Source organism: Marivita sp. S6314 (assembly GCF_023015985.1).
Lineage (GTDB): Bacteria > Pseudomonadota > Alphaproteobacteria > Rhodobacterales > Rhodobacteraceae > Marivita.
This window is the reverse complement of sequence record NZ_JALKAO010000005.1, coordinates 58,831-81,165: the sequence shown is the minus strand read 5'-3', so window position 1 is coordinate 81,165 and position 22,335 is coordinate 58,831. Positions and strand designations below refer to the sequence as shown.

Below are 22,335 nucleotides of genomic sequence, written 5' to 3'. Positions count from 1 at the left end.
TAGGCAAATGGCAGACAAAAAAGAGACCCGACGCGGTTTGGGGCGCGGTCTGTCCGCATTGATGGCGGATATTGAGCCAGGGCAGGAGAACCCGGCGGCACCCCCGCGTTCTGCGCGCAGCTTGCCAGTGGATCAGCTTGAGCCGAACCCGGATCAGCCGCGTCGTCAGTTCGATGCGGATGCGCTGGATGAATTGGCAAATTCCATTCGCAGCAAAGGTGTGATTCAACCGCTGATCGTTCGCAAGAAGGGCGATCAGGGCGAACGGTACGAAATCGTTGCCGGTGAACGCCGATGGCGCGCGGCACAAAAGGCGGGCGTCCATGAGGTGCCGGTGGTTGTTCGGGAGTTTTCAGATGAAGACGTTCTGGAAATCGCGATCATCGAGAACATCCAGCGTGCAGACCTGAATGCCATTGAAGAGGCGGCAGGGTACGACCAGTTGATGACGCGCTTCGGGCATACGCAAGAGAAGCTTGCGCAAGCCTTGGGGAAAAGCCGAAGCCATATCGCAAACCTTCTGCGATTGCTGACGTTGCCAGACGTGGTGAAAGTCGCGGTCCAAGATGGAAAACTGTCGGCAGGACATGCGCGGGCGCTTGTGACGGCACCGGATCCCGTATTGCTGGCTGGGGATATCGTGCGTCGCGGATTGTCTGTCCGTGAAACCGAGAAGCTGGTCAAGACAGCACAGAACCAAGGCAAGCCAGAAACCGCCAAGCCAGCGCCGAAAGCAGCGCCGTCTGCCAAGGATGCGGATACCAAGGCGCTTGAGGGCGATCTATCGGCAGCGCTGGGTATGAAGGTGTCGATTAACCATCACGCGGGGAAGGAATCGGGGTCTGTCACTGTGACGTATGACACATTGGAAGACCTGGATGCGCTGTGCATGGTTCTGAGTGCTGGTCGTTGATCAGGCCCGGGCACACTGCGAAATGATGTGGTTGAGCAGTGGCCGACCTTTGGCCGTTGCGCCAAGGCGGTCTTCTGTCTGCCAGATATAGCCGTCTGATTTCAGCTCAGCGACGCGCGTCCAGTCCAGAATGTCAGTGACATCGTCTATCAATAGTCCCTCGGCAATGCGCATCCCCATGATCATGCGTTCATCCGCGATATCTTGAGCATTCAGCGGTTCGATATCCTTGATACCGCTGCCGGAATCCACCGCTTTTATCCAGGCTTCAGGTTGTTTCCAGCACCGCGTCGCAATGCGTTGACCCGACAGCGTCAAGCGTCCGTGTGCACCGGGACCGACACCGGCGTAGTCTCCACCGCACCAATAGAGTAGGTTGTGCTTCGATTCAGCCCCGGGTCGTGCATGATTTGACACCTCATAAGCAGGCATTCCGTCGTTTTCGCACAGCGCTTGTGTCAGTTCGTACATGTCCGCACCCAGATCATCGCTGGGCAATCCTTTTAACAATCCACGCGCGGCGCGATCCCAGAAGGTTGTGCCTTCTTCGATGGTCAGCTGGTAGAGAGACAGGTGATCGATGGCGAGATTGAGCGCCTCGGACAGTTCTGCGCGCCAGTCATCCAGGGATTGGTTCTGGCGCGCGTAGATCAGATCGAAACTGACCCGATCGAAAAACTCTCTGGCAACCGCAAACGCGGCGCGGGCTTCGTCAACGGAATGCAATCGACCAAGACGCTTGAGATCGGTGTCGTTCAGCGCCTGAACGCCCATGGACACACGGTTGACCCCAAGCCGCGCGTAGTCTTCAAAGCGATGCGCATCGACCGATGTTGGATTGGCTTCCAACGTAATTTCAATGTCGTTGGCAAAGCTCCAGACCTCTCTTGCGGCCTCCAGAACGGCTTGCACTGTCGCTGGTTCCATAAGGCTGGGCGTGCCGCCACCAAAAAAGATCGAGGACAAGACCCTGGGCCCGGTATCCTGACCCGTCCTGCGGATCTCTTTTGCGAGGGCTTTGGCCCAAAGTGTTTGGTCTATTTCGGCTCTAACATGGCTGTTAAAGTCACAATACGGGCATTTGGCGGCGCAGAAGGGCCAGTGAATATAGAGACCAAAGCCCCGATCCTGCCAAAGCTCAGTCAAAGCATCCTGCAACGAATTTGCGGAACGCATCAGCGCGGTGGCTGATCTTGTTCTTTTCCCAGCGATCCATTTCGCCGAATGTGATGTGGTACCCGTCTGGCTGGAACACCGGATCGTACCCGTGACCTTCGCTGCCGCGCATGGGCCAGACGATTTGACCATCCATTTTGCCGGGGAACACGTCGTCGTGGCCGTCGGGCCAGGCCAGAACCAGCGTGCAGCAGAACCGCCCGGTCCAAGGGGGCGTTGCGCCGGAGTTCAGGATCGCTGCGTGGGCTTTTTCCATCGCCATAACAAAGTCACGACCTGTCTCTGTTTCGGCCCAATCCGCCGTATAGACACCCGGAGCGCCGCCTAAAGCGTCAATCTCAAGTCCGCTGTCATCGGACAAGGCTGGCAGGCCTGTTGCTTTCGCAGCAGCATGGGCTTTGATCCGGGCGTTTTCCACAAAAGTTGTGCCGTCTTCGACGGGTTCCGGCAATTCCATCTCGGCGGCACCAACAACGGTGACGCCATAGTCTTTCAGGAGATCGGCAATCTCTTCCAGCTTACCTGCGTTGTGGGTCGCAACGAGCAGCCGATCTCCTTCGAACTTTCGGGTCATTCCGCGGCCTTGAGTTGCAGCGCGACCAGTTCCTGAACACCGGCATCCGCCAGATCCATCAATCGGGACATCTGATCCCGCGAAAAGGTAGACCCTTCGGCGGACATTTGAATTTCGATCAACTGTCCATCACCGCGCAGGATGAAGTTGCCGTCAACACCCGCCTCTGAATCTTCCGGGTAATCGAGGTCAAGAACGGCCTGACCCGCGTAGATTCCGCAACTGACCGCGGCAACCGGAGAGATCAGCGGATCTGTTGTGACATCCCCCGCCTTCATTAGTTTGTTGACCGCCAAACGCAGGGCCACCCAGCCGCCGGTGATCGACGCGCAGCGCGTTCCGCCATCAGCCTGAATCACGTCGCAATCGACGGTGATCTGACGTTCACCCAGTGCATTGCGATCAACACCGGCGCGCAGGCTGCGGCCGATCAGGCGTTGGATTTCAATCGTGCGCCCTTGTTGTTTGCCAGCCGAGCTTTCGCGGCGCATGCGGCTTGTTGTAGAGCGGGGCAACATGCCGTACTCTGCTGTGACCCAACCAAGGCCCGATCCCTTGATAAACGGAGGGACGCGGTCTTCGATGGTGGCGGTGCACAGAACATGGGTATCGCCCATGCGGATCATACATGATCCTTCTGCGTGTTTGCTGATCCCGGTTTCGATTGAAACCGCGCGCATTTCGCTTAATTTCCGTCCTGACGGTCGCATGGAATTTCCTTTTGATTTCCGGGAAGGGATACAGGCAGGCTTTCTGGTTTCGCAACCCCATAGTCTGAACCATGTTGAAGCAACGTTGGGTGAGGTGAGGACAAGATTTGAACGACAGATCAAATCTTCTGGACGAGATGAACGACCGCTCTCGCGAGGTGTTTCGCAAGGTGGTCGAAGGGTATCTGTATAACGGTGAACCCGTTGGCTCGCGCACGCTCACGCGCACGCTGGATGAAAAGGTGTCGGCAGCGACCATCCGGAACGTCATGCAGGACCTTGAATACCTGGGGTTGCTCGATAGCCCGCATGTCAGCGCGGGGCGCGTGCCTACCCAGTTGGGGCTGCGGATGTTCGTTGACGGGCTTTTGGAGGTGCGGGATCTTGATAACGATGACCGCCAGAAAATTGATGCCACGGTCAACAGCAACAGCCAGGATGTCAGCCAGATTCTGGATCGCGTCGGGTCTGCGCTGTCCGGTGTGACGCAGGGTGCATCGTTGGTTCTGACGCCCAAACACGAAGCCGCTATCAAGCATATCGAATTTGTCCCGATGGGCAGCGATCAGGCGTTGGTTGTCCTGGTGTTTTCCGACGGACATGTCGAGAACCGTTTGTTCACACCGCCACCGGGGCAGACCCCAAGCTCCATGCGCGAGGCCGCGAATTTTCTGAATGCGTTGGTTGAGGGTAAAACCTTGTCCGAGCTTCGAAAAACCATCGGCGAGGAAATCGCGTTCCGGCGAAAGGAATTGAACGCGCTGGCCGCCAACCTCGTGGAACAGGGTCTGGCGATGTGGGACGGGGACGACGATCAAACCGAACGGCTGATCGTCCGGGGCCGGTCGAATCTTTTGGCAGAGGACACCCATGCCGAGGAGTTGGACCGCATCCGAGAGCTGTTTGACGATCTTGAACGCAAGCGGGACATTGCCGAGTTTCTGGAACTCACCGAGGAAGGCGACGGGGTGCGCATTTTTATTGGCTCAGAGAACAAACTTTTCTCACTTTCGGGTTCCTCTTTGGTGGTGTCTCCATATATGAACGCTGATCGCAAAATTATTGGTGCGGTCGGGGTCATCGGGCCCACGCGTCTGAACTATGGGCGCATCGTACCAATCGTAGACTACACAGCGCAGCTCGTCGGGAAACTGCTCGGCGATCGCAACCAAGGGTAACGACATGGCCGAAACGGATCACACGAAAGATTTTCTGGAGAGCCTGGCAGAGGCAGAAGCAGAAGAAAACGCAGCGTTCGAGGAAGAGATCACCGAAGAAGGGGCGGATATCGACGCATTGCGGGCAGAACGGGATGATCTGAAAGACAAGTTCATGCGCGCGTTGGCAGATGCCGAGAACGCCCGCAAACGGTCTGACAAGGACCGCCGCGAAGCGCATCAGTATGGCGGGTCCCGTCTCGCGCGCGACCTGCTTCCGGTTTACGACAACCTTCAGCGGGCCGTAGACGCGATTCCCGAGGATCAGCGCGAAGCGGCGAAAGCGTTTATCGAAGGCGTTGAGCTGACAATGCGCGAATTGCTGAACGTGTTCGGCAAGCATGGCGTCAAAGCGATCAAGCCGGAAGTCGGGGACAAGTTTGATCCGCAGCTGCACGAGGCGATGTTCGAAGCGCCGCTGCCGGGAACCAAGGCCGGTGAGATCATTCAGGTGTCCGCCGAAGGGTTCATGCTCTACGACCGCCTTCTGCGTCCGGCACAAGTTGGCGTCAGCTCCATGCAGGGGTCCTAATCGTCGGCGTCTTGGACCAACGATTTTAGCGCATACAGAGTCTGTAACGCCTCAATCGGCGTCATTTCATCGGGGTGCAGATCTTTGATCTGTGCCTCGACTTTGCTTTCGCGGTCCGGTTTTGCCGGGGCAGGTGCGTTTGAGACAGCTGAAAACAGTGGCAGATCGTCGATCAACGCCTTGGGAGAGGTGTTTTCCCGCTCGCCCTGTTCCAGCGCATTCAAAACCGAGCGCGCCCGTGTGATCACGGCTGGGGGCAATCCCGCCAGTTGTGCCACTTGCACGCCGTAGGACCGATCCGCCGCGCCCGCGCGCACTTCGTGCAGGAAAATTACATCGCCGTCCCATTCCCGGACCGCAACGGTTGAATTGCTGACCCCGTCCAGCGACGACGCCAATGCGGTCAGCTCGTGATAATGTGTCGCGAAAAGCGCGCGCACCCGGTTGGTGGCTTGCAGATGTTCCAACGTGGCCCAGGCGATGGACAGCCCGTCATAGGTCGCCGTACCACGTCCGATTTCATCAAGGATCACCAACGCGCGGTCATCGGCTTGGTTCAGAATGGCGGCGGTTTCAACCATTTCCACCATGAAGGTCGACCGTCCGCGCGCCAGATCATCGCTGGCGCCAACACGGCTGAAGATCTGGCTGACAATACCGATATGCGCGGATTTGGCCGGAACGTAAGACCCGATCTGCGCCAAGAGCGCGATCAGGGCGTTCTGGCGCAGATAGGTGGATTTACCCGCCATGTTGGGGCCGGTGAGCAACGCAATCGCGGCTTGGTCCTCTTGCGCGGTCAGCAGGCAGTCATTGGCGACAAAACTTCTCTGCCCGTCGCTGCGCAACGCGCGTTCGACCACCGGATGACGCCCCGCCTGAATGTCAAACGCGCGGCTGTCGTCCACCTTGGGGCGGCACCAATCAAGATCTGACGCCAGATCGGCCAGCGCGGTGGCAAGGTCAAACTCGGCCAGCGCGGAAGACAGCGTGTTCAGCGCGGCCTGTTCGGCCAGAATGGATTGACTCAAGGTGTGATAGAGACGCTTTTCGATCTCTATCGCCTCGGACCCTGCGTTCAGGATGCGACGTTCCAGCTCGGTCAATTCAACCGTCGTAAAGCGGATTTGGTTCGCGGTGGTCTGACGATGGATAAAGGTTTCATTAAGCGGCGCGGCCATCATCTTGTCGGCATGGGTGGCCGTCGTTTCGATGAAGTAGCCAAGCACGTTGTTGTGCTTGATCTTGAGCGATGGAATTCCGGTCTGTTCGGCATACTGCGTCTGCAACCCGGCGATGACACTGCGCCCTTCGTCCCGCAGCTTTCGCGCGTCATCAAGGTCTGCGTCAAACCCGCTTGCGATAAATCCACCATCGCGGGCCAATAGCGGCGGTTCGACGACCAGCATGTCGTCGAGTGTGGTGTGCAACGCGTCATGCCCTTGCAGCGCGGCGCGGGCGGTTTCAAGAATGTCGCGCAAGTCCGTACCGGACAGCGCCTGCCAGATCCCTTGGGACTGTTCCAACGCGTTGCGTACCGCGGCCATGTCGCGCGGACCTCCGCGATCAACCCCAAGGCGGGACAATGCGCGATCCAGATCCGGGACGCGCTTCAACAGGACGCGCAGGTCTGCGGCAAGGGCAGGGTTGCCAAGCGCCCAGGCAATCGCGTCTTGTCGATTGCCGATTGTGGTCAGGTCTCGCGATGGTGTGGACAGACGCCGTTCCAAAAGCCGTGCTCCGCCCGCAGTGACGGTTCGGTCAATCACGGACAACAACGATCCGGCGCGCCCGCCGCTTAGGCTTTGTGTCAGTTCCAGATTGCGCCGCGTGGCGGCGTCGATCTGCATCGCGGTGGCGATCTGTTCTTGCTGAGGAGGGCGCAGAAGCGGCAGTTTGCCCTTCTGAGTCAGGTCCAGATATTCAACCAACGCGCCCATCGCGGACAGTTCAGGGCGGGAAAACTGCCCAAACGCATCCAGTGATGCAACCGAGAACTGTTCGGTCAACCGGGCCAGCGCGCCCGTCGAATCAAAGCTGGATTTGCCCAGCCACGTGGGTTCGATCCCCAGATCGGTCAGGATATCGCGGGTGGCGTCTTCGTGGCTGTCACACATCAGCAGCTCAGCAGGTGACAGCTGTGCGAGTTCTGGCCCGACACGGGCCAGAGACAGGGGCAGAACATGCAACGCACCTGTGGAGATATCAGTCCAAGCCAGCGCCCAATCGTCTCTGACACAGGCCAAAGCGGCCAGAAAGTTGTGACGGCGGGCTTCGAGAAGCGTCTCTTCGGTGAGCGTGCCGGGCGTGACCAACCGCACCACATCGCGCCGCACGACAGATTTGTAGCCACGTTTCTTGGCCTCCTCCGGGCTTTCCATTTGTTCGCACACGGCAACACGAAACCCCTTGCGGATTAGCGTCAGCAGGTAGCCTTCGGCGGCATGCACCGGCACGCCACACATCGGGATGTCCGACCCGTCATGTTTTCCCCGTTTCGTGAGCGCGATATCCAACGCCTCTGATGCTGCGACTGCATCATCAAAGAACAATTCGTAAAAATCACCCATGCGATAGAATAATAAAGCATCAGGATATTGCGATTTTATTTCCAAATATTGCGCCATCATGGGAGTGACGGCCGATTTATTCGCGTTCACAAGCTTCCCCTCGGTGGCTCACCGTGACATTAAGGCGACCGACGCGGGTGGAAAACCCGAATTTGATTTCAGAGGCTGTCATGTCCAACACAAAATACACCCGCGAAGAGGCGCTGGCCTTTCACCTCGAACCGACCCCTGGGAAATGGGAGGTGCAAGCCACTGTTCCCATGACCACCCAGCGGGATTTGTCCTTGGCGTATTCTCCGGGTGTGGCGGTTCCGTGCGAGGACATCGCGAAAGACCCCGGCCTAGCCTACGACTATACCAACAAGGGCAACCTTGTGGCGGTGATCTCGAACGGGACGGCGGTTCTTGGTCTCGGCAATCTGGGCGCATTGGGGTCGAAGCCTGTGATGGAGGGCAAGTCCGTCCTGTTCAAACGGTTTGCTGACGTAAACTCGATTGATATCGAACTGGACACCGAGGACCCCGACGAGTTCTGCAAGGCGGTGCGCCTGATGGGGCCGACCTTTGGCGGGATCAACCTTGAAGACATCAAGGCGCCGGAATGCTTCATCATCGAACAACGTCTCAAGGAAGAGATGGACATCCCGGTCTTTCATGACGACCAGCACGGCACAGCGGTGATTTGCGCGGCGGGATTGATCAACGCGCTGCATATCTCGGGTAAAAAGATCGAGGATGTGAAGATCGTTTTGAACGGTGCGGGCGCTGCCGGGATTGCCTGTATCGAACTGCTCAAACGCATGGGCGCGCGGCATGACAATTGTATCGTCGCCGATACCAAGGGCGTTTTGTATCAGGGCCGCACCGAAGGCATGAACCAGTGGAAATCGGCGCATGCGGTGAAAACCGATGCGCGCACGCTGGAAGAGGCAATGGTTGATGCGGATGTGTTTCTTGGCGTCAGTGCCAAGGGTGCGGTGACACAGGATATGGTCAAGTCGATGGCCGACAATCCGGTGATTTTTGCCATGGCAAATCCGGACCCCGAAATCACACCTGAAGATGCCCACGACGTGCGGGTCGACGCGATTGTTGCGACCGGACGCAGCGACTATCCCAACCAGGTGAACAACGTGTTGGGCTTTCCCTACCTGTTCCGTGGGGCGCTCGACATTCACGCCCGCGCCATCAATGACGAGATGAAGATCGCCTGTGCGCAAGCCCTCGCAGAACTCGCACGCGAGGATGTGCCCGACGAGGTGGCGTTGGCCTATGGCAAAAGCCTGACCTTCGGGCGTGATTACATCATCCCAACCCCGTTTGATCCGCGCCTGATACACCGCATTCCGCCAGCCGTTGCCAAGGCGGGCATGGACACGGGTGCAGCGCGGCGACCGATCATTGATCTTGAGGCGTATGAAGAATCGCTCAAATCGCGGATGGACCCAACGGCCAGCATCCTGCGCAGCATCAACGCACGGGCGCGATCGGCGCAGGCGCGGATGATCTTTGCAGAAGGCGATGATCCACGCGTATTGCGCGCGGCGGTCATGTATCAGCGGTCCGGTTTCGGCAAGGCGCTGGTGGTGGGTCGCGATGCGGATGTGAAGACCAAGCTGGAAGAGGCGGGTCTGGGTGATGCCGTGCGCGAACTTGAGGTGGTGAATGCCGCGAAGACGCAGCATTTCGATGCCTATAAGAGCTTCCTTTACGACCGGTTGCAGCGCAAAGGCTTTGACGGGCAGGACATTCACCGCCTTGCCGCGCGCGACCGGCATGTGTTTGCATCGCTGATGCTGGCCCATGGTCATGGCGACGCCCTTGTCACGGGGGCCACTCGCAAATCGGCGCATGTGCTGGAACTGATCAATCACGTGTTCAACGCGGACCGGGATCATGGTGTGGCCGGGGTGACCGCGTTGCTGCACAAGGGCCGCATCATCCTGATCTCGGATACATTGGTAAACGAGTGGCCGGACGAAGAAGATCTTGCCAACATCGCGGAACGCAGCGCAGAGGTTGCGACCCTGATCGGGTTGGAGCCGCGTGTCGCCTTCGTGTCCTTCTCGACCTTCGGGTATCCGGTGTCTGAACGCGCCGAGAAGATGGCGAAAGCACCTGACGTGCTTGATAAGCGCGGTGTCACGTTTGAATACGAAGGCGAAATGACTGTCGACGTTGCGCTGAACACCAAGGCGCAATCCAGCTACCCGTTCCAGAGGCTCACAGGCCCGGCCAATATCCTCGTTGTTCCGGCCCGGCATTCGGCGTCGATATCGGTCAAGCTGATGCAGGAAATGGCGGGGGCCACTGTCATTGGTCCGATTCTCGCGGGAATCGACAAGTCGATCCAGATTTGTTCCACCACCATGACAGCGAATGACATTCTGAACATGGCGGTTCTGGCGGCGTGTAAGGGCAACTGATCATGACGGTTTTTAACCTTGGGTCGATCAATGCGGACCTGTTCTATCAGGTCCCGCATCTGCTTGCGCCGGGGGAAACGCTGGCTTCCACGGAACACAGCCGTGGTCTGGGTGGCAAAGGCGCGAACATGTCGGTTGCTACAGCGCGGGCTGCGGCGCGTTCGGTGCATATCGGCGCGGTTGGGTCGGACGGGCGCTGGGCGGTGGATCGGATGCTGGAATACGGCGTCGATACGCGGTTTATCACCGAGGTGGACCAGCCGACCGGACATGCGGTGATCATGGTCGACACACAGGGCGAAAACGCCATCCTTCTCTATCCCGGGGCAAATCACGCTGTAACAAAGACACATATTGCTCTTGCCCTCGCAGAGGCGACGGACCGGGACACGTTCCTGTTTCAAAACGAAACCTCTGCCCAGCGGAAGGGCGCGTTGCTTGCGTCGGAAAAAGGACTGCGCGTTGTCTATGCTTCGGCGCCCTTTGATGGGGATGCCGTGCAAGCGGTTCTGCCGCTGCTTGACCTCCTTGTGATGAACGCGGTTGAGGCCGAACAGCTAACCGCGGCGATGCAGACGCCTCTGTCCGACCTACCGGTGCGGGATATCGTGGTGACACTGGGGGGCGATGGGTGCCGATGGCTGAACACGGATCAGCAAACCGACCGTCATTTCCCCGCCTTACCTGTGACTCCGGTCGATACAACCGGGGCCGGGGACACGTTCACCGGCTTCCTCGTTGCCGGGCTGGATCGGGGATTGCCGATGGAGCAAGCGATTTCGCTTGGCCAACAGGCGGGTGCGATCATGGTCACGCGCCAGGGCACGGCTGATGTGATCCCGGATTTGAAAGACGTGGAAGACGCGCGTCTGGGTTAATTCGACACAAACGGCGCGGCGCTACCCCAAAGTTGCTTGATCCGAGCGTCGCGCCCACAGCCTTTGCGATATCGCTTGTACGCTTCGCTTTGCTTGATCGCGCCAAACCGCGTGATCACACGATTGGTGCCCTTGTAGTAATCTTGGTGATAGTCTTCGGCGTCGTAGAATGTCTTTGCGGCCAGGATCGGGGTGACGATGCGCTGACCCAGCTCTGACCGCGCCTTGGACTTTGCCGTTTCAGCGGCGGCTTTTTGGGCCGTGTCAGAGACGAATATCGCAGTTGCGTAGCTTTGACCGCGATCACAGAACTGGCCTCCGGCATCGGTTGGATCAACGGATCTGAAGAACATGTCATACAATTGTGACAACGAAAGCTGTCCGCTGTCATAGATGATTTTGACAGCTTCATAATGCCCCGTCCCGCCCCGGGTGACCTGCTTATAGGTGGGGTTCGCGGTGGTGCCACCTGTGTAACCAGACACAACCTCCTTGACGCCACGGACACGTTCGAAATCCGCTTCGACACACCAGAAGCATCCCCCGGCGACGATGATCTCTTTCGTCTGTCCCGCTTTTGCGGAGGTTGCGTTCAGGAAAAGGCCCGCCACGATGGCAAGGCTCAGCAGGACGGGGTGGGGTCGGCGAAGCGGACGCATGCGAAAACTCCTTCAATCTGGGGATAGAGTGCTCTGAAACACGTAAGTCGCGCAATTTCAGAGTGGCGTGTTCACCGGAAGGTGAGCGTTGGTTTCCACTTGCACGACCGGTTTGTGTAAGTAGCTTACGCAGACGTTAAGGGCGAAGGGTTCAAATATGAGACTTGCAATGTGGTCAGGGCCACGCAACCTGTCGAGCGCGATGATGTATGCGTTTGCGCAGCGCTCTGATTTCGCGGTGGTGGATGAACCGTTCTATGGGCCCTATCTGCGCCTGACGGGGTTGGATCATCCGATGCGGGCCGAGGTTCTGGCCTCGCGTGCGGAAACGCAAGTTGAGGTGGAACAGAGTCTGATTGGCCCGATTCCGAATGGGAAATCGCACGTTTATCACAAGCATATGTGCCAACATATGATTGATGGCATACCGCGCAGCTTCATGGATGCGTGCGTGAACGTGTTTCTGATCCGCCATCCGGCGCGGGTGGTGGCCAGTTTCATGAAGGGTTACCCAGACACCACGTCCGACGATATCGGCTTTGATCGCCAGCTTGAGCTTTACGACTATGTGACCTCTCTGGGTCAAACGCCCGTTGTGATCGACAGCGCCGATATCCGGCGCAATCCAGAAGCCATGTTACAGGCCCTGTGCGCCGCCATCGGATTGGATTGGGATCCCGCGATGTTGCAATGGCCGAAAGGGCCGAAACCCTATGACGGCGCGTGGGCGCCGGTTTGGTACACGTCCTTACACCAGACCACCGGATTTGCCGGTCCCGAAGGGGATTTGCCCCGTCTGGAAGGGCGCGCGCACGACCTGGCAGAGGGAGCATTGCCTGCATATAATGCCCTGCGAGCGCGTGCTTTGACACTTTAGGACGGGAAAACGAACGGTTATTCCCCGTGAAGGCCCGAACGGGCGTGCCCACATCCTTGGCATGAAACGACGTGATTTCCTGAACCTGACCGCAGGCAGCGCGCTTGCCGCTGTCGTGCCGTTGCCCAAAACCGCTTTTGCACGCCCGATCGCGCAAGCGCCGCGCAACCTGTACATCTGGGCAGTGGCCATGGCGCGTGCCGGGAACCCGATTTCCGAGAAAACGTTGAGCAAAGCGCTCAAGGTGTCGTCAGAGCAGGCTGATCTGCTGATCGACAGACTCGTGTCCAAGGGCGTGGTTGGTGCGCCAAACGCGCTGGGCGTCGCGCAGCCAAAAGCCGTTGTGTTTGACGGGACCCGTCTGTCATCGCGTCCGGCGTCGAACAGAACGGTGCGCAAGACGGTGCAGACGGCAAGAGACGCCCTCTTGGGGGATCAAGAAGACGTCTCAAACTCTGCCGAAACAGAGACAAACAAACCAGACGTTGGTCAGAACGAAACCGTTACGATTTCAGTCGACGATTGCGCGCCGCAAGAAGTTTCAGACGCAGCGCGTTCAACTGAATGAACCCCTGCGCGTCTTTCTGATCATACGCGCCTGCGTCTTCTTCGAACGTCACATGCGCCTCGGAATAAAGCGAATGATCTGACCAGCGGGCAACCGTGTTGACCGATCCCTTGTAGAGCTTCACGCGGACCGTACCGGTGACATGCTCTTGTGATTTGTCGATCAGTGCCTGCAGCATCTCCCGCTCGGGCGAGTACCAGAACCCGTTATAAATCAGTTCCGCATAACGCGGCATGATCGAATCCTTGAGGTGCCCCGCCCCGGAATCGAGCGTGATCTGCTCAATCCCGCGATGTGCTTCAAGCAGAACCGTGCCGCCGGGTGTTTCGTAGATGCCGCGTGACTTCATGCCGACAAAGCGGTTTTCCACCAGATCAAGACGCCCGACGCCGTGCTTGCCACCCAGCTCGTTCAGCTTGGTCAGGATCGTGGCAGGCGACATCGCTTCGCCGTTGATGGCAACGGCATCGCCTTTCTCAAAGGTGATCTCGACCATCTCGGGCGTGTCCGGGGCTTCTTCGGGGTGTGCGGTGCGTTGATAGACATAGGCAGGCGCTTCCTGCGCCGGGTCTTCCAGCACTTTGCCTTCAGATGACGTGTGCAGCAGGTTCGCATCGACCGAGAACGGCGCTTCGCCGCGCTTGTCCTTGGCAATCGGGATCTGGTTCTTTTCCGCAAAATCCAAAAGCTTGGTGCGTGAAGACAGATCCCATTCACGCCAGGGCGCGATCACCTTGATGTCCGGGTTCAGCGCATAGGCCGACAATTCAAAGCGCACCTGATCGTTGCCTTTGCCGGTCGCGCCATGCGACACCGCATCCGCCCCGGTTTCCGCCGCAATTTCGACCAGACGCTTGGAAATGAGCGGTCGTGCGATGGAGGTGCCCAGCAGGTAGATGCCTTCATACACCGCGTTGGCGCGGAACATCGGGAAGACGAAATCGCAGACGAATTCCTCGCGGATGTCTTCGATAAAGATGTTCTCGGGTTTGATGCCCAGCATGACGGCCTTTTCGCGGGCGGGTTCCAGTTCCTCGCCCTGACCAAGATCGGCGGTGAAGGTCACAACCTCACACCCGTACTCGGTCTGAAGCCATTTCAGAATGATCGAGGTATCAAGGCCACCAGAATAGGCCAGCACAACTTTTTTCGGCGCAGACATGGGTTTTCCTTTAACGGGTTTGTCGGGGCGATTACTTGTTTTTCAGGACAGGGGCAAGAAGCCGCCGTTTGACAACGCTTGAGGGCAGAAGAGGGTGAGTGATATGAAAGGTTGGCAGATATTCCGCCATTCGTTCAATTTGGTGATGACCAACCTGGATCAGGCACTGCGTCTGTCGCTGGTGCTGTACCTTCTGCAGAGCAGCTACACGATCTATAGTTTCTTCAATCCACCCCAGATGATGGAGTTTGATGGCGCGCAGGTTCCGGTGATGGACCCGAGCACTATTCTGCCGACGATCCTGCTTGGCCTGCTGGCGATTATCGCCAGCCTGTGGATCGCGGTGGCCTGGCATCGCTATGCGCTGACCGGCGAAACCACGTCCGGCTGGATCCCGCAATTTCACGGATCGGCGGTGCTGGGGTATCTGGGTCGGTCGATCCTGATTGGTTTGCTGATCATGTTGGCCGTTGTGGTTGTGTCGATCCCTGTGGGCATCATTTCCATCGGGATGCCGGGCCTCGCCGGCGTCATGACGCTGGCACTGATCGGGATCGGGGCGTACCTGTTCTTCCGTTTGGGTGTGATGCTGCCCGCCGCGGCCTTGGGCGAAAAGCTCAGCCTTGGCGCGGCCTGGGATGAAACCAAAGGCGAAAGCGGCACCATCCTGACGCTGGCCCTGATTGTCGTGGGGGCCAGCATCATCGTGCAATTGCCATCCTGGTTCAATGATGATCCGACATCGGTGATCAACGTCGTCTATTCGCTTGTGGTCAACTGGTTTGCGACGATCATCGGGATCTCTGTTCTTACAACGCTGTATGGCCATTTCGTGGAAAAACGGCCCATCGACTGATCGCTTGCGGTCCAAGACAGAATGCCTAGGGGTGGTGTATGACTGATTTCGTCCAATCCGCGCGCGACGCCACCAAGGCGATGCGTGACGTGTTTCCACCGACACCCTTGCTGCGGAATGCGCATCTGTCGGACCTGTATCACGCCGATGTCTACCTCAAACGCGAAGACCTGTCCCCGGTGCGCAGCTACAAACTGCGCGGTGCGTTCAACGCGATGCGCAAGCGCCCTGATGCGGATCTGTTTGTCTGTGCCAGCGCGGGCAATCACGCGCAGGGCGTCGCTTACATGTGCAAGCATTTCGGTAAGAAAGGCGTGATCTTCATGCCGGTGACCACGCCGCAGCAGAAGATCCAGAAAACATCGATGTTCGGCGGCGACAGCATCGAGATTCGCCTGACTGGTGACTATTTCGACGACACGCTGGCCGCCGCGCAGGCGTTTTGTGTCGAAGCCGGGGGGCATTTCCTGTCGCCGTTTGATGATGAGGATGTCATCGAGGGCCAGGCCAGCGTTGCGGTTGAACTGGTCGAGCAGCTTGGCAAAGACCCCGATCATCTGGTGATCCCGGTGGGCGGTGGGGGGTTGTCTGCGGGTATGCTCAGCTATCTTGGCACGGGTTGCCAATACACGTTCGTCGAACCTGCCGGGGGCGCATGTCTTCGCGCGGCTCTGGAGGCCGGCAAACCGGTTCCGCTTGGTTTTGTGAACACCTTTGCTGATGGTGCGGCGGTGGGGCAGATCGGGCAGAAAACCTTTGCCCGTCTCAAAGGCATTGGTCTGGCCAACACGCTGACCATCCGCGAAGATCGGTTGTGCACCACGATGCTTGAAATGCTGAACGTTGAGGGCATCGTTCTTGAACCGGCCGGCGCGCTGTCGGTGGATGCGCTGCAGGATCTGGGCCAATCCATTCGCGGACGGACCGTTGTTTGTGTCAGCAGCGGTGGCAATTTTGACTTTGAAAGACTGCCAGAGGTCAAGGAACGCGCGCAAAAGTACTTGGGATTGAAGAAGTACTTTATCCTTCGCCTTCCCCAGCGCCCCGGAGCGCTCAAGGATTTTCTTGGCTTCCTTGGACCCGAAGACGATATCGCCCGGTTCGAATACCTCAAGAAATCGGCCCGCAACTACGGATCTGTTCTGATCGGGATTGAAACAAAGACCGCGTCGAGTTTTGACAACCTTTTTGGCAAGCTGGATGCAGGTGGCTTCACCTATCAGGACATCACTGATGACGATCTGCTTGCGCAATTCGTGATCTGATGGGGTTTGCCGGAAAATCGGCGATTGTCACGGGGGCCGGTCAAGGTATCGGTCGCGCGTTGGCCGAAGCCCTTGCAGCGCGCGGTGCGCGCGTGCTGGTGCATGATCTGTCTGCCGATCTGGCGGCAGAGGTTGCTGACAGGATCGGCGGCAAAGCAGCGTCGGGCGATTTGTGCCGTTTGGAAACCGTGGCGGACATGGTCAAGGCAGCGCAGGATGCGTTCGGGACCGTTGACATGGTGTTTTCCAACGCGGGGTTCGCGCTGGGCGAACCGGATGGACCAACATCTCAAAGCGACACGCATTGGCAGAAAAGCTGGGATTTGCACGTGATGGCGCATGTGCGGGCGGCGCGGCTGGTGTTGCCGGACATGATTGCGCAGAAGTCCGGTGTTCTCGTTAACATCGCGTCAGCAGCGGGAGTTTTGACCCAGATCGGGGATGCCGCGTATTCCGCCACGAAACATGCGGCGGTCAGTGTGGCGCAATCCCTTGCGATTGATCATGCGGATGACGGGGTACAGGTGTCTGTGGTGTGCCCGATGTATGTGGCGACGCCGTTGTTGGGGTATGCCGACGGTGCGGAAAGCGACAGACCGGATGGGGTGATCACGCCGTTCGACGTCGCCGAGGCCACGCTGGCCGGTGTAGAAAATGGGAAGTTCATGATTTTTCCGCACCCAGAGGCGCAGACCTATTTTGGTCAAAGAGCGTCGGATCCCGACAGGTGGATGTCAGGCATGCGGCGTCTGCGGTCAAAGGTGAAGGCTCAGGCAGACGGGTTTGATCCGAAATCCATCCATCGCTGGATTTAGGCGGCAAAGCGGGTTGGATACTCGGTTTCAAAGGCCTGCCGGGATTTGGCATAGAGCGCGCGAAGCTCTTCGGGATTGATCGTCAGCTTGCCCTGTGCGGCATCCGCTTCGGCCTGGCTGCACAAGGTCGAGACATCCGAAAACCCAAGGTTGAGGGCGGACCCTTTCAGGAAATGCATCAGTTCCTGCATCTGAACGGCATCACCTGTCCCTGCATCCAGCCGCGAAAGACTGTCTTCCACCTCCATCAGAAAAAGCTCTGCCACCTCTTCAAAGTCTTCCGCACCGATTTCGTCGCGCAGTTCCGCCACGCGAGTCCAGTCAATCATGGCTCCCTCCATTTCCGGATCTTGCTAACAGGTCTAAATGAAGAATTCGCAACGGCGTTTGACGAAATGCGGGGCATTTTAGCTTTCACACCTCTTTAACGCCTTACGTCTAAAGCCTGTGTGGGGGCCGACGCATGGGTTGGTGAAATAGGTATGTTACAGGACGCAAAGTTGGCGTTCCCCAATGTGCAGCCGGAGTGTCTTCGTCGCGTTCTCGTCGTCGATGACAGCCGTGCACAGCGTCGGATCCTCACCCTCATGCTCAAACGCTGGGGATTCGAGGTTGCCGAGGCGGAAGACGCCGAACAGGGGCTTGCGTTATGTGCCAGTTTCCAACCCGATCTGATCATCTCGGACTGGATGATGCCCGGCATGACCGGTGTGGAATTCTGCGCTGCGTTTCGCAGAACACAACGGGACAGCTACGGGTATTTTATCCTGCTGACATCGAAATCGGAAAAGGCCGCTGTTGCGTCCGGGCTTGAATCCGGGGCGGATGATTTCCTGACAAAGCCGGTGCACGGCGACGAATTGCGCGCGCGGATCAATGCCGGTGCCCGCATCCTGTCGATGGAGCGGGAGCTGAAAACCAAAAACGATGTCATCGCCCAAACGCTGTCTGAACTTCAGGCCGTGCATGCGTCCATCGACAAAGACCTGCAACAGGCCCGCATCCTGCAGCACTCCCTGATGCCGACACGATCGGTCTGGTACGGCAAAAACCGCGTCAGCGTGATGCTGCAGTCTTGTGGTCACGTTGGTGGGGATTTGGCGGGTATGTTTGGCACAGATACGGGCGATTTTGGACTGTTTAGTCTCGATGTTTCGGGTCACGGGATCACGTCCGCGATGATCACAGCGCGGGTTGCGGGGTATCTGTCGTCGAAATTTCCAGATGAAAACCTGGCATTGGGTACGCAGGACACGGGGTTCGGGTTCCTGCCTCCCCAAGACGTGGCATCGCGGTTGAATGAACGAATGGTGGGGCAGAAGGGTGTCACCGAATACCTGACCATGGCCTATGTGCAGGTTGCCGCACAGACCGGGCGCGCGCGGTTTGTTCAGGCGGGCCATCCGGCCCCGCTTTTGATTCGCGCGGATGGGCACATGGCTTTTTTGGGGGATGGGGGCATGCCAATCGGCTTGATCGACGAAGCGACCTATCACGACCACGCCATTGATCTGCGCGCCGGGGACAGGATGTTGCTCTATTCCGACGGGTTCACCGAAGCGGTCATGCCCGATGGATCGCTTCTGGATGACGCGGGGCTTCTCGACATTGTCAGATCTGTTGCACCGGGGCGCACCGGACCGGACTTTCTTGATGATCTCTATGACGCCCTGAAAGCCAAAACCCGCTTTGCCCAGGATTTTGACGACGATATCTCAGCCGCGCTTCTGGAATATGGCGGCGTATGACGCGTAGCGCGCGACAAAGTCTCGGTCCCCGGAATTGGCCAGAGTGTGCATTGCGGCCTCTGCCGACATCCAAAGCGCCGTGTGCCCCGGTTCAATTGGATCACCGTAGCGGATCACCGGCAGGGCCATGTAGATATGGCACAGCTTTTCCGCCCAAAGATCGTATTCCGGCATATAGGTGAAGCGGCGATACGCACCCAACCGCATCGGCCGGGCGATCCGCCACCCTGTTTCCTCGTACACTTCGCGCACCAAGGCCCGGATCGGTGATTCGCCGGGATCAATCCCACCGCCGGGAAGCTGGTATTCGGGTTTCGGAAGCGTGCGCAAACCGGGGGCCGCTGCATCCTGATAGGTCAAAAGCAGCCCATCCGGCCCCGGCAATATCGCATAAGCCCCTGTGCGAAGCGTGTATTTGCGCCCCAGATCAGGGGCGTCACCAAACCTGCGCATCCTGCCAAACCCTTTCTGCCCCTTGGACCTGCCCATTCGACTCTTATATAGACGCGGATATGCCGGAGGGCGGCAAGCAAGGAAACCCCATGACACTTGGATCGAAACTCGCCTGGGACGACACTGTCCTGCCATTTCAGCTTGATCGCGCGGACATTCGTGGCCGTGCTGCGCGTCTTGACGGCGTGTTGAGCGGTATTCTGAAGCAACACAATTATCCGCCCGTGGTCGAAGCCCTGGTCGCCGAAATGGCGTTGCTGACCGCGTTGATCGGTCAGACGATCAAACTGCGCTGGAAGCTGTCCCTGCAAGTGCAGTCCAAGGGCGCGGTGCGCATGATCGCCACCGATTTCTACGCGCCCGAAGCCGAAGGCGAACCGGCACGCATTCGTGCCTATGCCAGCTATGATGCCGACAAGCTGAGCGATGGGCCGGCAATGGACCAGATTGGCGAAGGCTATTTCGCGATCCTGATGGATCAGGGCGAAGGCATGCAGCCCTATCAGGGGATCACACCGCTGTCCGGTGCGTCGCTGGCCTCGTGCGCCGAGGCGTATTTCGCGCAGTCCGAACAAATCCCGACCAAATTCGCGCTGAGCTTTGGCCAGTCGACCGAACCGGGTGTGGCCCAGCATTGGCGTGCGGGGGGCATCATGATCCAGCACATGCCCAAAGCATCACCAAGCGTGTCTGGCGGTGGATCGGGTGAAGGCGGGTTGTTGCTGGCGCAGGATGTGGTGAGCGACGATGACGGTGAAAACTGGAATCGCGTGAATTTCCATCTCGCCACGGTCGAGGACATGGAACTGATCGGGCCGTCGCTGCCGACAACCGATCTTCTGGTCCGCCTGTTCCACGAAGAGGGCCCGCGTGTGTTTGATGCGTTGCCGGTCCGCTTTGGTTGTAGCTGTTCCGAGGACCGCGTGCGTCAAAGCCTGTCGATCTACTCCGCCAAGGACATCGAAAAGATGACAACCGACGATGGTCAGGTCACTGCCGATTGCCAGTTCTGCGGCGCGCACTACACTCTTGACCCAACAACAGTTGGGTTCGAGGCAGAAGAGGTGTCGGGTGAATGATCGTGATCGACTTTTCTTGGCGCTATCACGCCCCAGCGCGCCGTCCTCCGATTTTGATCTGAACCCGGATGTGGTTTTGCCCGAAGGCCGCACCTTGCGGCCTGCGGGTGTTTTGGTGCCTGTGATGCGCCATCCGGATGGCGCGCGCGTGTTGCTGACCAAGCGATCGTCGCGACTCAAACATCATCCGGGCCAGATCGCCTTTCCCGGCGGAAAACAGGATGACACCGACGCCGATGTGACCGCTGCGGCCCTGCGCGAAGCCCGCGAAGAGGTGGGCTTGCCAGAAGAGGCGGTTCACGTTGTCGGGGCCATGCCGAAGCATGAAACGGTGACTGGTTTCATGATGACCCCGATTGTCGGGTGGATCGACGAACCGTTCGATATTCGACCCGAACCCGGCGAGGTGGACGAAGTGTTCACCGTACCGCTGTCCCACGTGATCAAAGCGCAGGAATACTCGGTTCAGTACCGGCGCTGGCGCGGGATCCGGCGGCATTACTACACCGTGCCGTTTGGTCCCTATTACATCTGGGGTGCCACCGCGCGCATCCTGCGCGGACTGGCCGAACGGATGGAGGCTGTATGAAGGTCTCGGGGGATTGGCTGTCCAGCGATGGCACGCAAGCTGTCTTTGCCGCGCTGACCGCGCAGGGGCATCACGCCTATGCGGTGGGCGGCTGTGTGCGAAACGCGTTGATGGGTGTGCCCGTGACCGATGTTGATATCGCCACAGATGCAACGCCCCAGATTGTGCAGTCCCTGGCAGAGGCCGCGTCGCTGAAGGCCGTCCCGACCGGGATCGACCATGGCACGCTTACCCTTGTGGCTGACGGAACAGGGTATGAGGTCACGACCTTTCGGGCCGATACGGAAACCGACGGACGTCATGCCGTCGTGCGGTTTTCGACCGATATGACCGAAGACGCCCAGCGCCGCGACTTCACGATGAACGCGCTCTACGCTGATGCCGAGGGGCATGTGGTCGACCCGCTGAATGGCCTTCCCGATCTTGAGGCGCGGCGGGTGCGCTTTATCGGGGACGCCACGGCGCGCATCACCGAAGATTACCTGCGCATCCTGCGGTTCTTTCGTTTTGCCGCGTGGTATGGCGATCCTGACCTTGGTTTTGACACCGATGCCTTGGCTGCCATTGCCGACACACTGGACGGATTAAGCAGCCTGTCGCGTGAGCGGGTCGGGGCAGAGGTGACTAAACTGCTGGCCGCGCCCGACCCGGCCCCGGCGGTGGGAACGATGGCGCAGGTTGGTGTGTTATCTGCTGTTCTGCCCTGTGGCGACACACGGGGTTTGGCCCCGTTGATCCACCTTGAACAGCAACATGGCATAGACCCCGATCCGCTGCGGCGGCTGGCGTGCCTGGGTGTCTTTGACGGCACGCCGTTGCGGGTGTCCAAGAAACAACAACGCCGTCTTACGCAGTATCAGAGCCTGATTTCCGGAACGCAAAGCGTAAAAGAACTGGGATACCGACACGGTGCGCAGGTGGCGAAAGACGTGATCCTTTTGCGATCTGCGATGCTGGACCTGCCGCTGGATCCGCAATCGCTGGTTCACGCGACCGACGCAGCAGATCAAAAATGCCCGGTCAAACCCTCGCATCTTATGCCCCAGTTTAGCGGCGCGGCGCTGGGTGAAAAGCTGAACGATGTCGAAGCGCGATGGATCGCATCCGGCTTTACCTTGACGAAAGCAGACCTTTTGCGGTGATCCGTTTCCCTTTTTCGATTTGCGTGGCTATCCTGCCCGAGTCGATACGGACAACACCGAACATTACCTTCGTTTCTGGACTGGACCGTGGCCATTTGAACCACGCTCCGCGCGCCGTTTTGTACC

At 58.6% G+C, this 22,335-nt stretch carries 22 protein-coding genes; 14 read left to right on the top strand and 8 right to left on the bottom strand.

Annotation, left to right across the window (positions count from 1 at the left end):
• Positions 1-7: 7 nt before the first annotated feature.
• The gene (locus MWU54_RS14585; RefSeq protein WP_247085145.1) at positions 8-913 is read left to right on the top strand and encodes a ParB/RepB/Spo0J family partition protein; all 906 of its coding nucleotides are present in this window, start codon (positions 8-10) and stop codon (positions 911-913) included.
• On the opposite strand, the gene hemW is transcribed toward MWU54_RS14585, so the two are convergent.
• From hemW to rph, 3 genes are read right to left on the bottom strand one after another with little or no spacing between them, the layout of a single operon-like run.
• Positions 914-2,089 carry a radical SAM family heme chaperone HemW gene (gene hemW, locus MWU54_RS14580; protein ID WP_247085143.1) on the bottom strand — a complete coding sequence of 392 codons (1,176 nt, stop codon included), beginning with the start codon at positions 2,087-2,089 and terminating at the stop codon, positions 914-916. It abuts the gene before it with no gap.
• Positions 2,052-2,663, bottom strand: coding sequence for an RdgB/HAM1 family non-canonical purine NTP pyrophosphatase (gene rdgB, locus MWU54_RS14575; RefSeq protein WP_247085141.1), 612 nt, complete (start codon positions 2,661-2,663; stop codon positions 2,052-2,054). Before rdgB ends, hemW begins: the two co-directional genes overlap by 38 nt.
• Complete coding sequence (rph, locus tag MWU54_RS14570) at positions 2,660-3,373, bottom strand: ribonuclease PH (protein ID WP_247085139.1); 714 nt, start codon at positions 3,371-3,373, stop codon at positions 2,660-2,662. Before rph ends, rdgB begins: the two co-directional genes overlap by 4 nt.
• A 107-nt stretch (positions 3,374-3,480) precedes the next feature.
• Here rph and hrcA point away from each other — a divergent pair, with 107 nt between their 5' ends.
• Both hrcA and MWU54_RS14560 read left to right on the top strand, forming a co-directional pair.
• The gene (gene hrcA / locus MWU54_RS14565) at positions 3,481-4,551 is read left to right on the top strand and encodes a heat-inducible transcriptional repressor HrcA (RefSeq protein WP_247085137.1); all 1,071 of its coding nucleotides are present in this window, start codon (positions 3,481-3,483) and stop codon (positions 4,549-4,551) included.
• Between the two features lie 4 nt (positions 4,552-4,555).
• The gene (locus MWU54_RS14560; protein WP_247085135.1) at positions 4,556-5,122 is read left to right on the top strand and encodes a nucleotide exchange factor GrpE; all 567 of its coding nucleotides are present in this window, start codon (positions 4,556-4,558) and stop codon (positions 5,120-5,122) included.
• Here the strand turns inward: MWU54_RS14560 and mutS are convergent.
• A complete protein-coding gene (gene mutS, locus MWU54_RS14555) occupies positions 5,119-7,752 on the bottom strand; it encodes a DNA mismatch repair protein MutS (RefSeq protein WP_247085441.1) in 2,634 nt (877 codons plus the stop codon). The two genes, MWU54_RS14560 and mutS, sit on opposite strands and share 4 nt — an antisense overlap.
• Positions 7,753-7,862: 110 nt before the next feature.
• Between mutS and MWU54_RS14550 the strand changes: the two genes are divergently transcribed.
• Both MWU54_RS14550 and MWU54_RS14545 read left to right on the top strand, forming a co-directional pair.
• Positions 7,863-10,118 carry an NADP-dependent malic enzyme gene (locus MWU54_RS14550; protein WP_247085134.1) on the top strand — a complete coding sequence of 752 codons (2,256 nt, stop codon included), beginning with the start codon at positions 7,863-7,865 and terminating at the stop codon, positions 10,116-10,118.
• Positions 10,119-10,120: 2 nt separating this feature from the next.
• Positions 10,121-10,996, top strand: a complete 876-nt coding sequence (locus MWU54_RS14545; RefSeq protein WP_247085132.1) for a ribokinase — start codon at positions 10,121-10,123, stop codon at positions 10,994-10,996.
• Here MWU54_RS14545 and msrA read toward each other — a convergent pair.
• A complete protein-coding gene (gene msrA / locus MWU54_RS14540) occupies positions 10,993-11,655 on the bottom strand; it encodes a peptide-methionine (S)-S-oxide reductase MsrA (RefSeq protein ID WP_247085130.1) in 663 nt (220 codons plus the stop codon). The genes MWU54_RS14545 and msrA overlap by 4 nt on opposite strands.
• Before the next feature lie 157 nt (positions 11,656-11,812).
• Here msrA and MWU54_RS14535 point away from each other — a divergent pair, with 157 nt between their 5' ends.
• Both MWU54_RS14535 and MWU54_RS14530 read left to right on the top strand, forming a co-directional pair.
• The gene (locus tag MWU54_RS14535) at positions 11,813-12,532 is read left to right on the top strand and encodes a sulfotransferase (protein ID WP_247085128.1); all 720 of its coding nucleotides are present in this window, start codon (positions 11,813-11,815) and stop codon (positions 12,530-12,532) included.
• Between the two features lie 61 nt (positions 12,533-12,593).
• A complete protein-coding gene (locus MWU54_RS14530; protein WP_247085126.1) occupies positions 12,594-13,100 on the top strand; it encodes a hypothetical protein in 507 nt (168 codons plus the stop codon).
• Here MWU54_RS14530 and MWU54_RS14525 read toward each other — a convergent pair.
• Complete coding sequence (locus MWU54_RS14525; RefSeq protein WP_247085124.1) at positions 13,036-14,262, bottom strand: argininosuccinate synthase; 1,227 nt, start codon at positions 14,260-14,262, stop codon at positions 13,036-13,038. The genes MWU54_RS14530 and MWU54_RS14525 overlap by 65 nt on opposite strands.
• A gap of 103 nt (positions 14,263-14,365) precedes the next feature.
• Between MWU54_RS14525 and MWU54_RS14520 the strand changes: the two genes are divergently transcribed.
• The 3 genes from MWU54_RS14520 to MWU54_RS14510 are packed head-to-tail and all read left to right on the top strand — an operon-like array spanning position 14,366 to position 17,198.
• Positions 14,366-15,118, top strand: coding sequence for a hypothetical protein (locus tag MWU54_RS14520; protein WP_247085122.1), 753 nt, complete (start codon positions 14,366-14,368; stop codon positions 15,116-15,118).
• Positions 15,119-15,156: 38 nt separating this feature from the next.
• On the top strand, positions 15,157-16,383 hold the full coding sequence (gene ilvA, locus MWU54_RS14515; protein WP_247085120.1) for a threonine ammonia-lyase IlvA: 1,227 nt from the start codon (positions 15,157-15,159) through the stop codon (positions 16,381-16,383).
• A complete protein-coding gene (locus tag MWU54_RS14510) occupies positions 16,383-17,198 on the top strand; it encodes an SDR family oxidoreductase (RefSeq protein WP_247085118.1) in 816 nt (271 codons plus the stop codon). The genes ilvA and MWU54_RS14510 overlap by 1 nt, the downstream gene beginning before the upstream one ends.
• On the opposite strand, the gene MWU54_RS14505 is transcribed toward MWU54_RS14510, so the two are convergent.
• A complete protein-coding gene (locus MWU54_RS14505) occupies positions 17,195-17,527 on the bottom strand; it encodes an Hpt domain-containing protein (RefSeq protein ID WP_247085116.1) in 333 nt (110 codons plus the stop codon). The genes MWU54_RS14510 and MWU54_RS14505 overlap by 4 nt on opposite strands.
• 153 nt (positions 17,528-17,680) lie before the next feature.
• Here MWU54_RS14505 and MWU54_RS14500 point away from each other — a divergent pair, with 153 nt between their 5' ends.
• The gene (locus MWU54_RS14500) at positions 17,681-18,946 is read left to right on the top strand and encodes a fused response regulator/phosphatase (RefSeq protein ID WP_247085114.1); all 1,266 of its coding nucleotides are present in this window, start codon (positions 17,681-17,683) and stop codon (positions 18,944-18,946) included.
• On the opposite strand, the gene MWU54_RS14495 is transcribed toward MWU54_RS14500, so the two are convergent.
• The gene (locus MWU54_RS14495) at positions 18,914-19,399 is read right to left on the bottom strand and encodes an NUDIX hydrolase (RefSeq protein WP_247085112.1); all 486 of its coding nucleotides are present in this window, start codon (positions 19,397-19,399) and stop codon (positions 18,914-18,916) included. The two genes, MWU54_RS14500 and MWU54_RS14495, sit on opposite strands and share 33 nt — an antisense overlap.
• An 89-nt stretch (positions 19,400-19,488) precedes the next feature.
• Between MWU54_RS14495 and MWU54_RS14490 the strand changes: the two genes are divergently transcribed.
• Genes MWU54_RS14490 through MWU54_RS14480 form a run of 3 tightly spaced genes read left to right on the top strand, consistent with a single transcriptional unit; the run spans position 19,489 to position 22,209 of the window.
• A complete protein-coding gene (locus MWU54_RS14490) occupies positions 19,489-20,478 on the top strand; it encodes an Hsp33 family molecular chaperone HslO (protein WP_247085110.1) in 990 nt (329 codons plus the stop codon).
• Entirely contained in the window at positions 20,471-21,067 is a 597-nt protein-coding gene (locus MWU54_RS14485) for a CoA pyrophosphatase (RefSeq protein WP_247085108.1), read from the top strand. The genes MWU54_RS14490 and MWU54_RS14485 overlap by 8 nt, the downstream gene beginning before the upstream one ends.
• Positions 21,064-22,209, top strand: coding sequence for a CCA tRNA nucleotidyltransferase (locus MWU54_RS14480; RefSeq protein ID WP_247085106.1), 1,146 nt, complete (start codon positions 21,064-21,066; stop codon positions 22,207-22,209). The genes MWU54_RS14485 and MWU54_RS14480 overlap by 4 nt, the downstream gene beginning before the upstream one ends.
• Positions 22,210-22,335 lie beyond the last annotated feature (126 nt).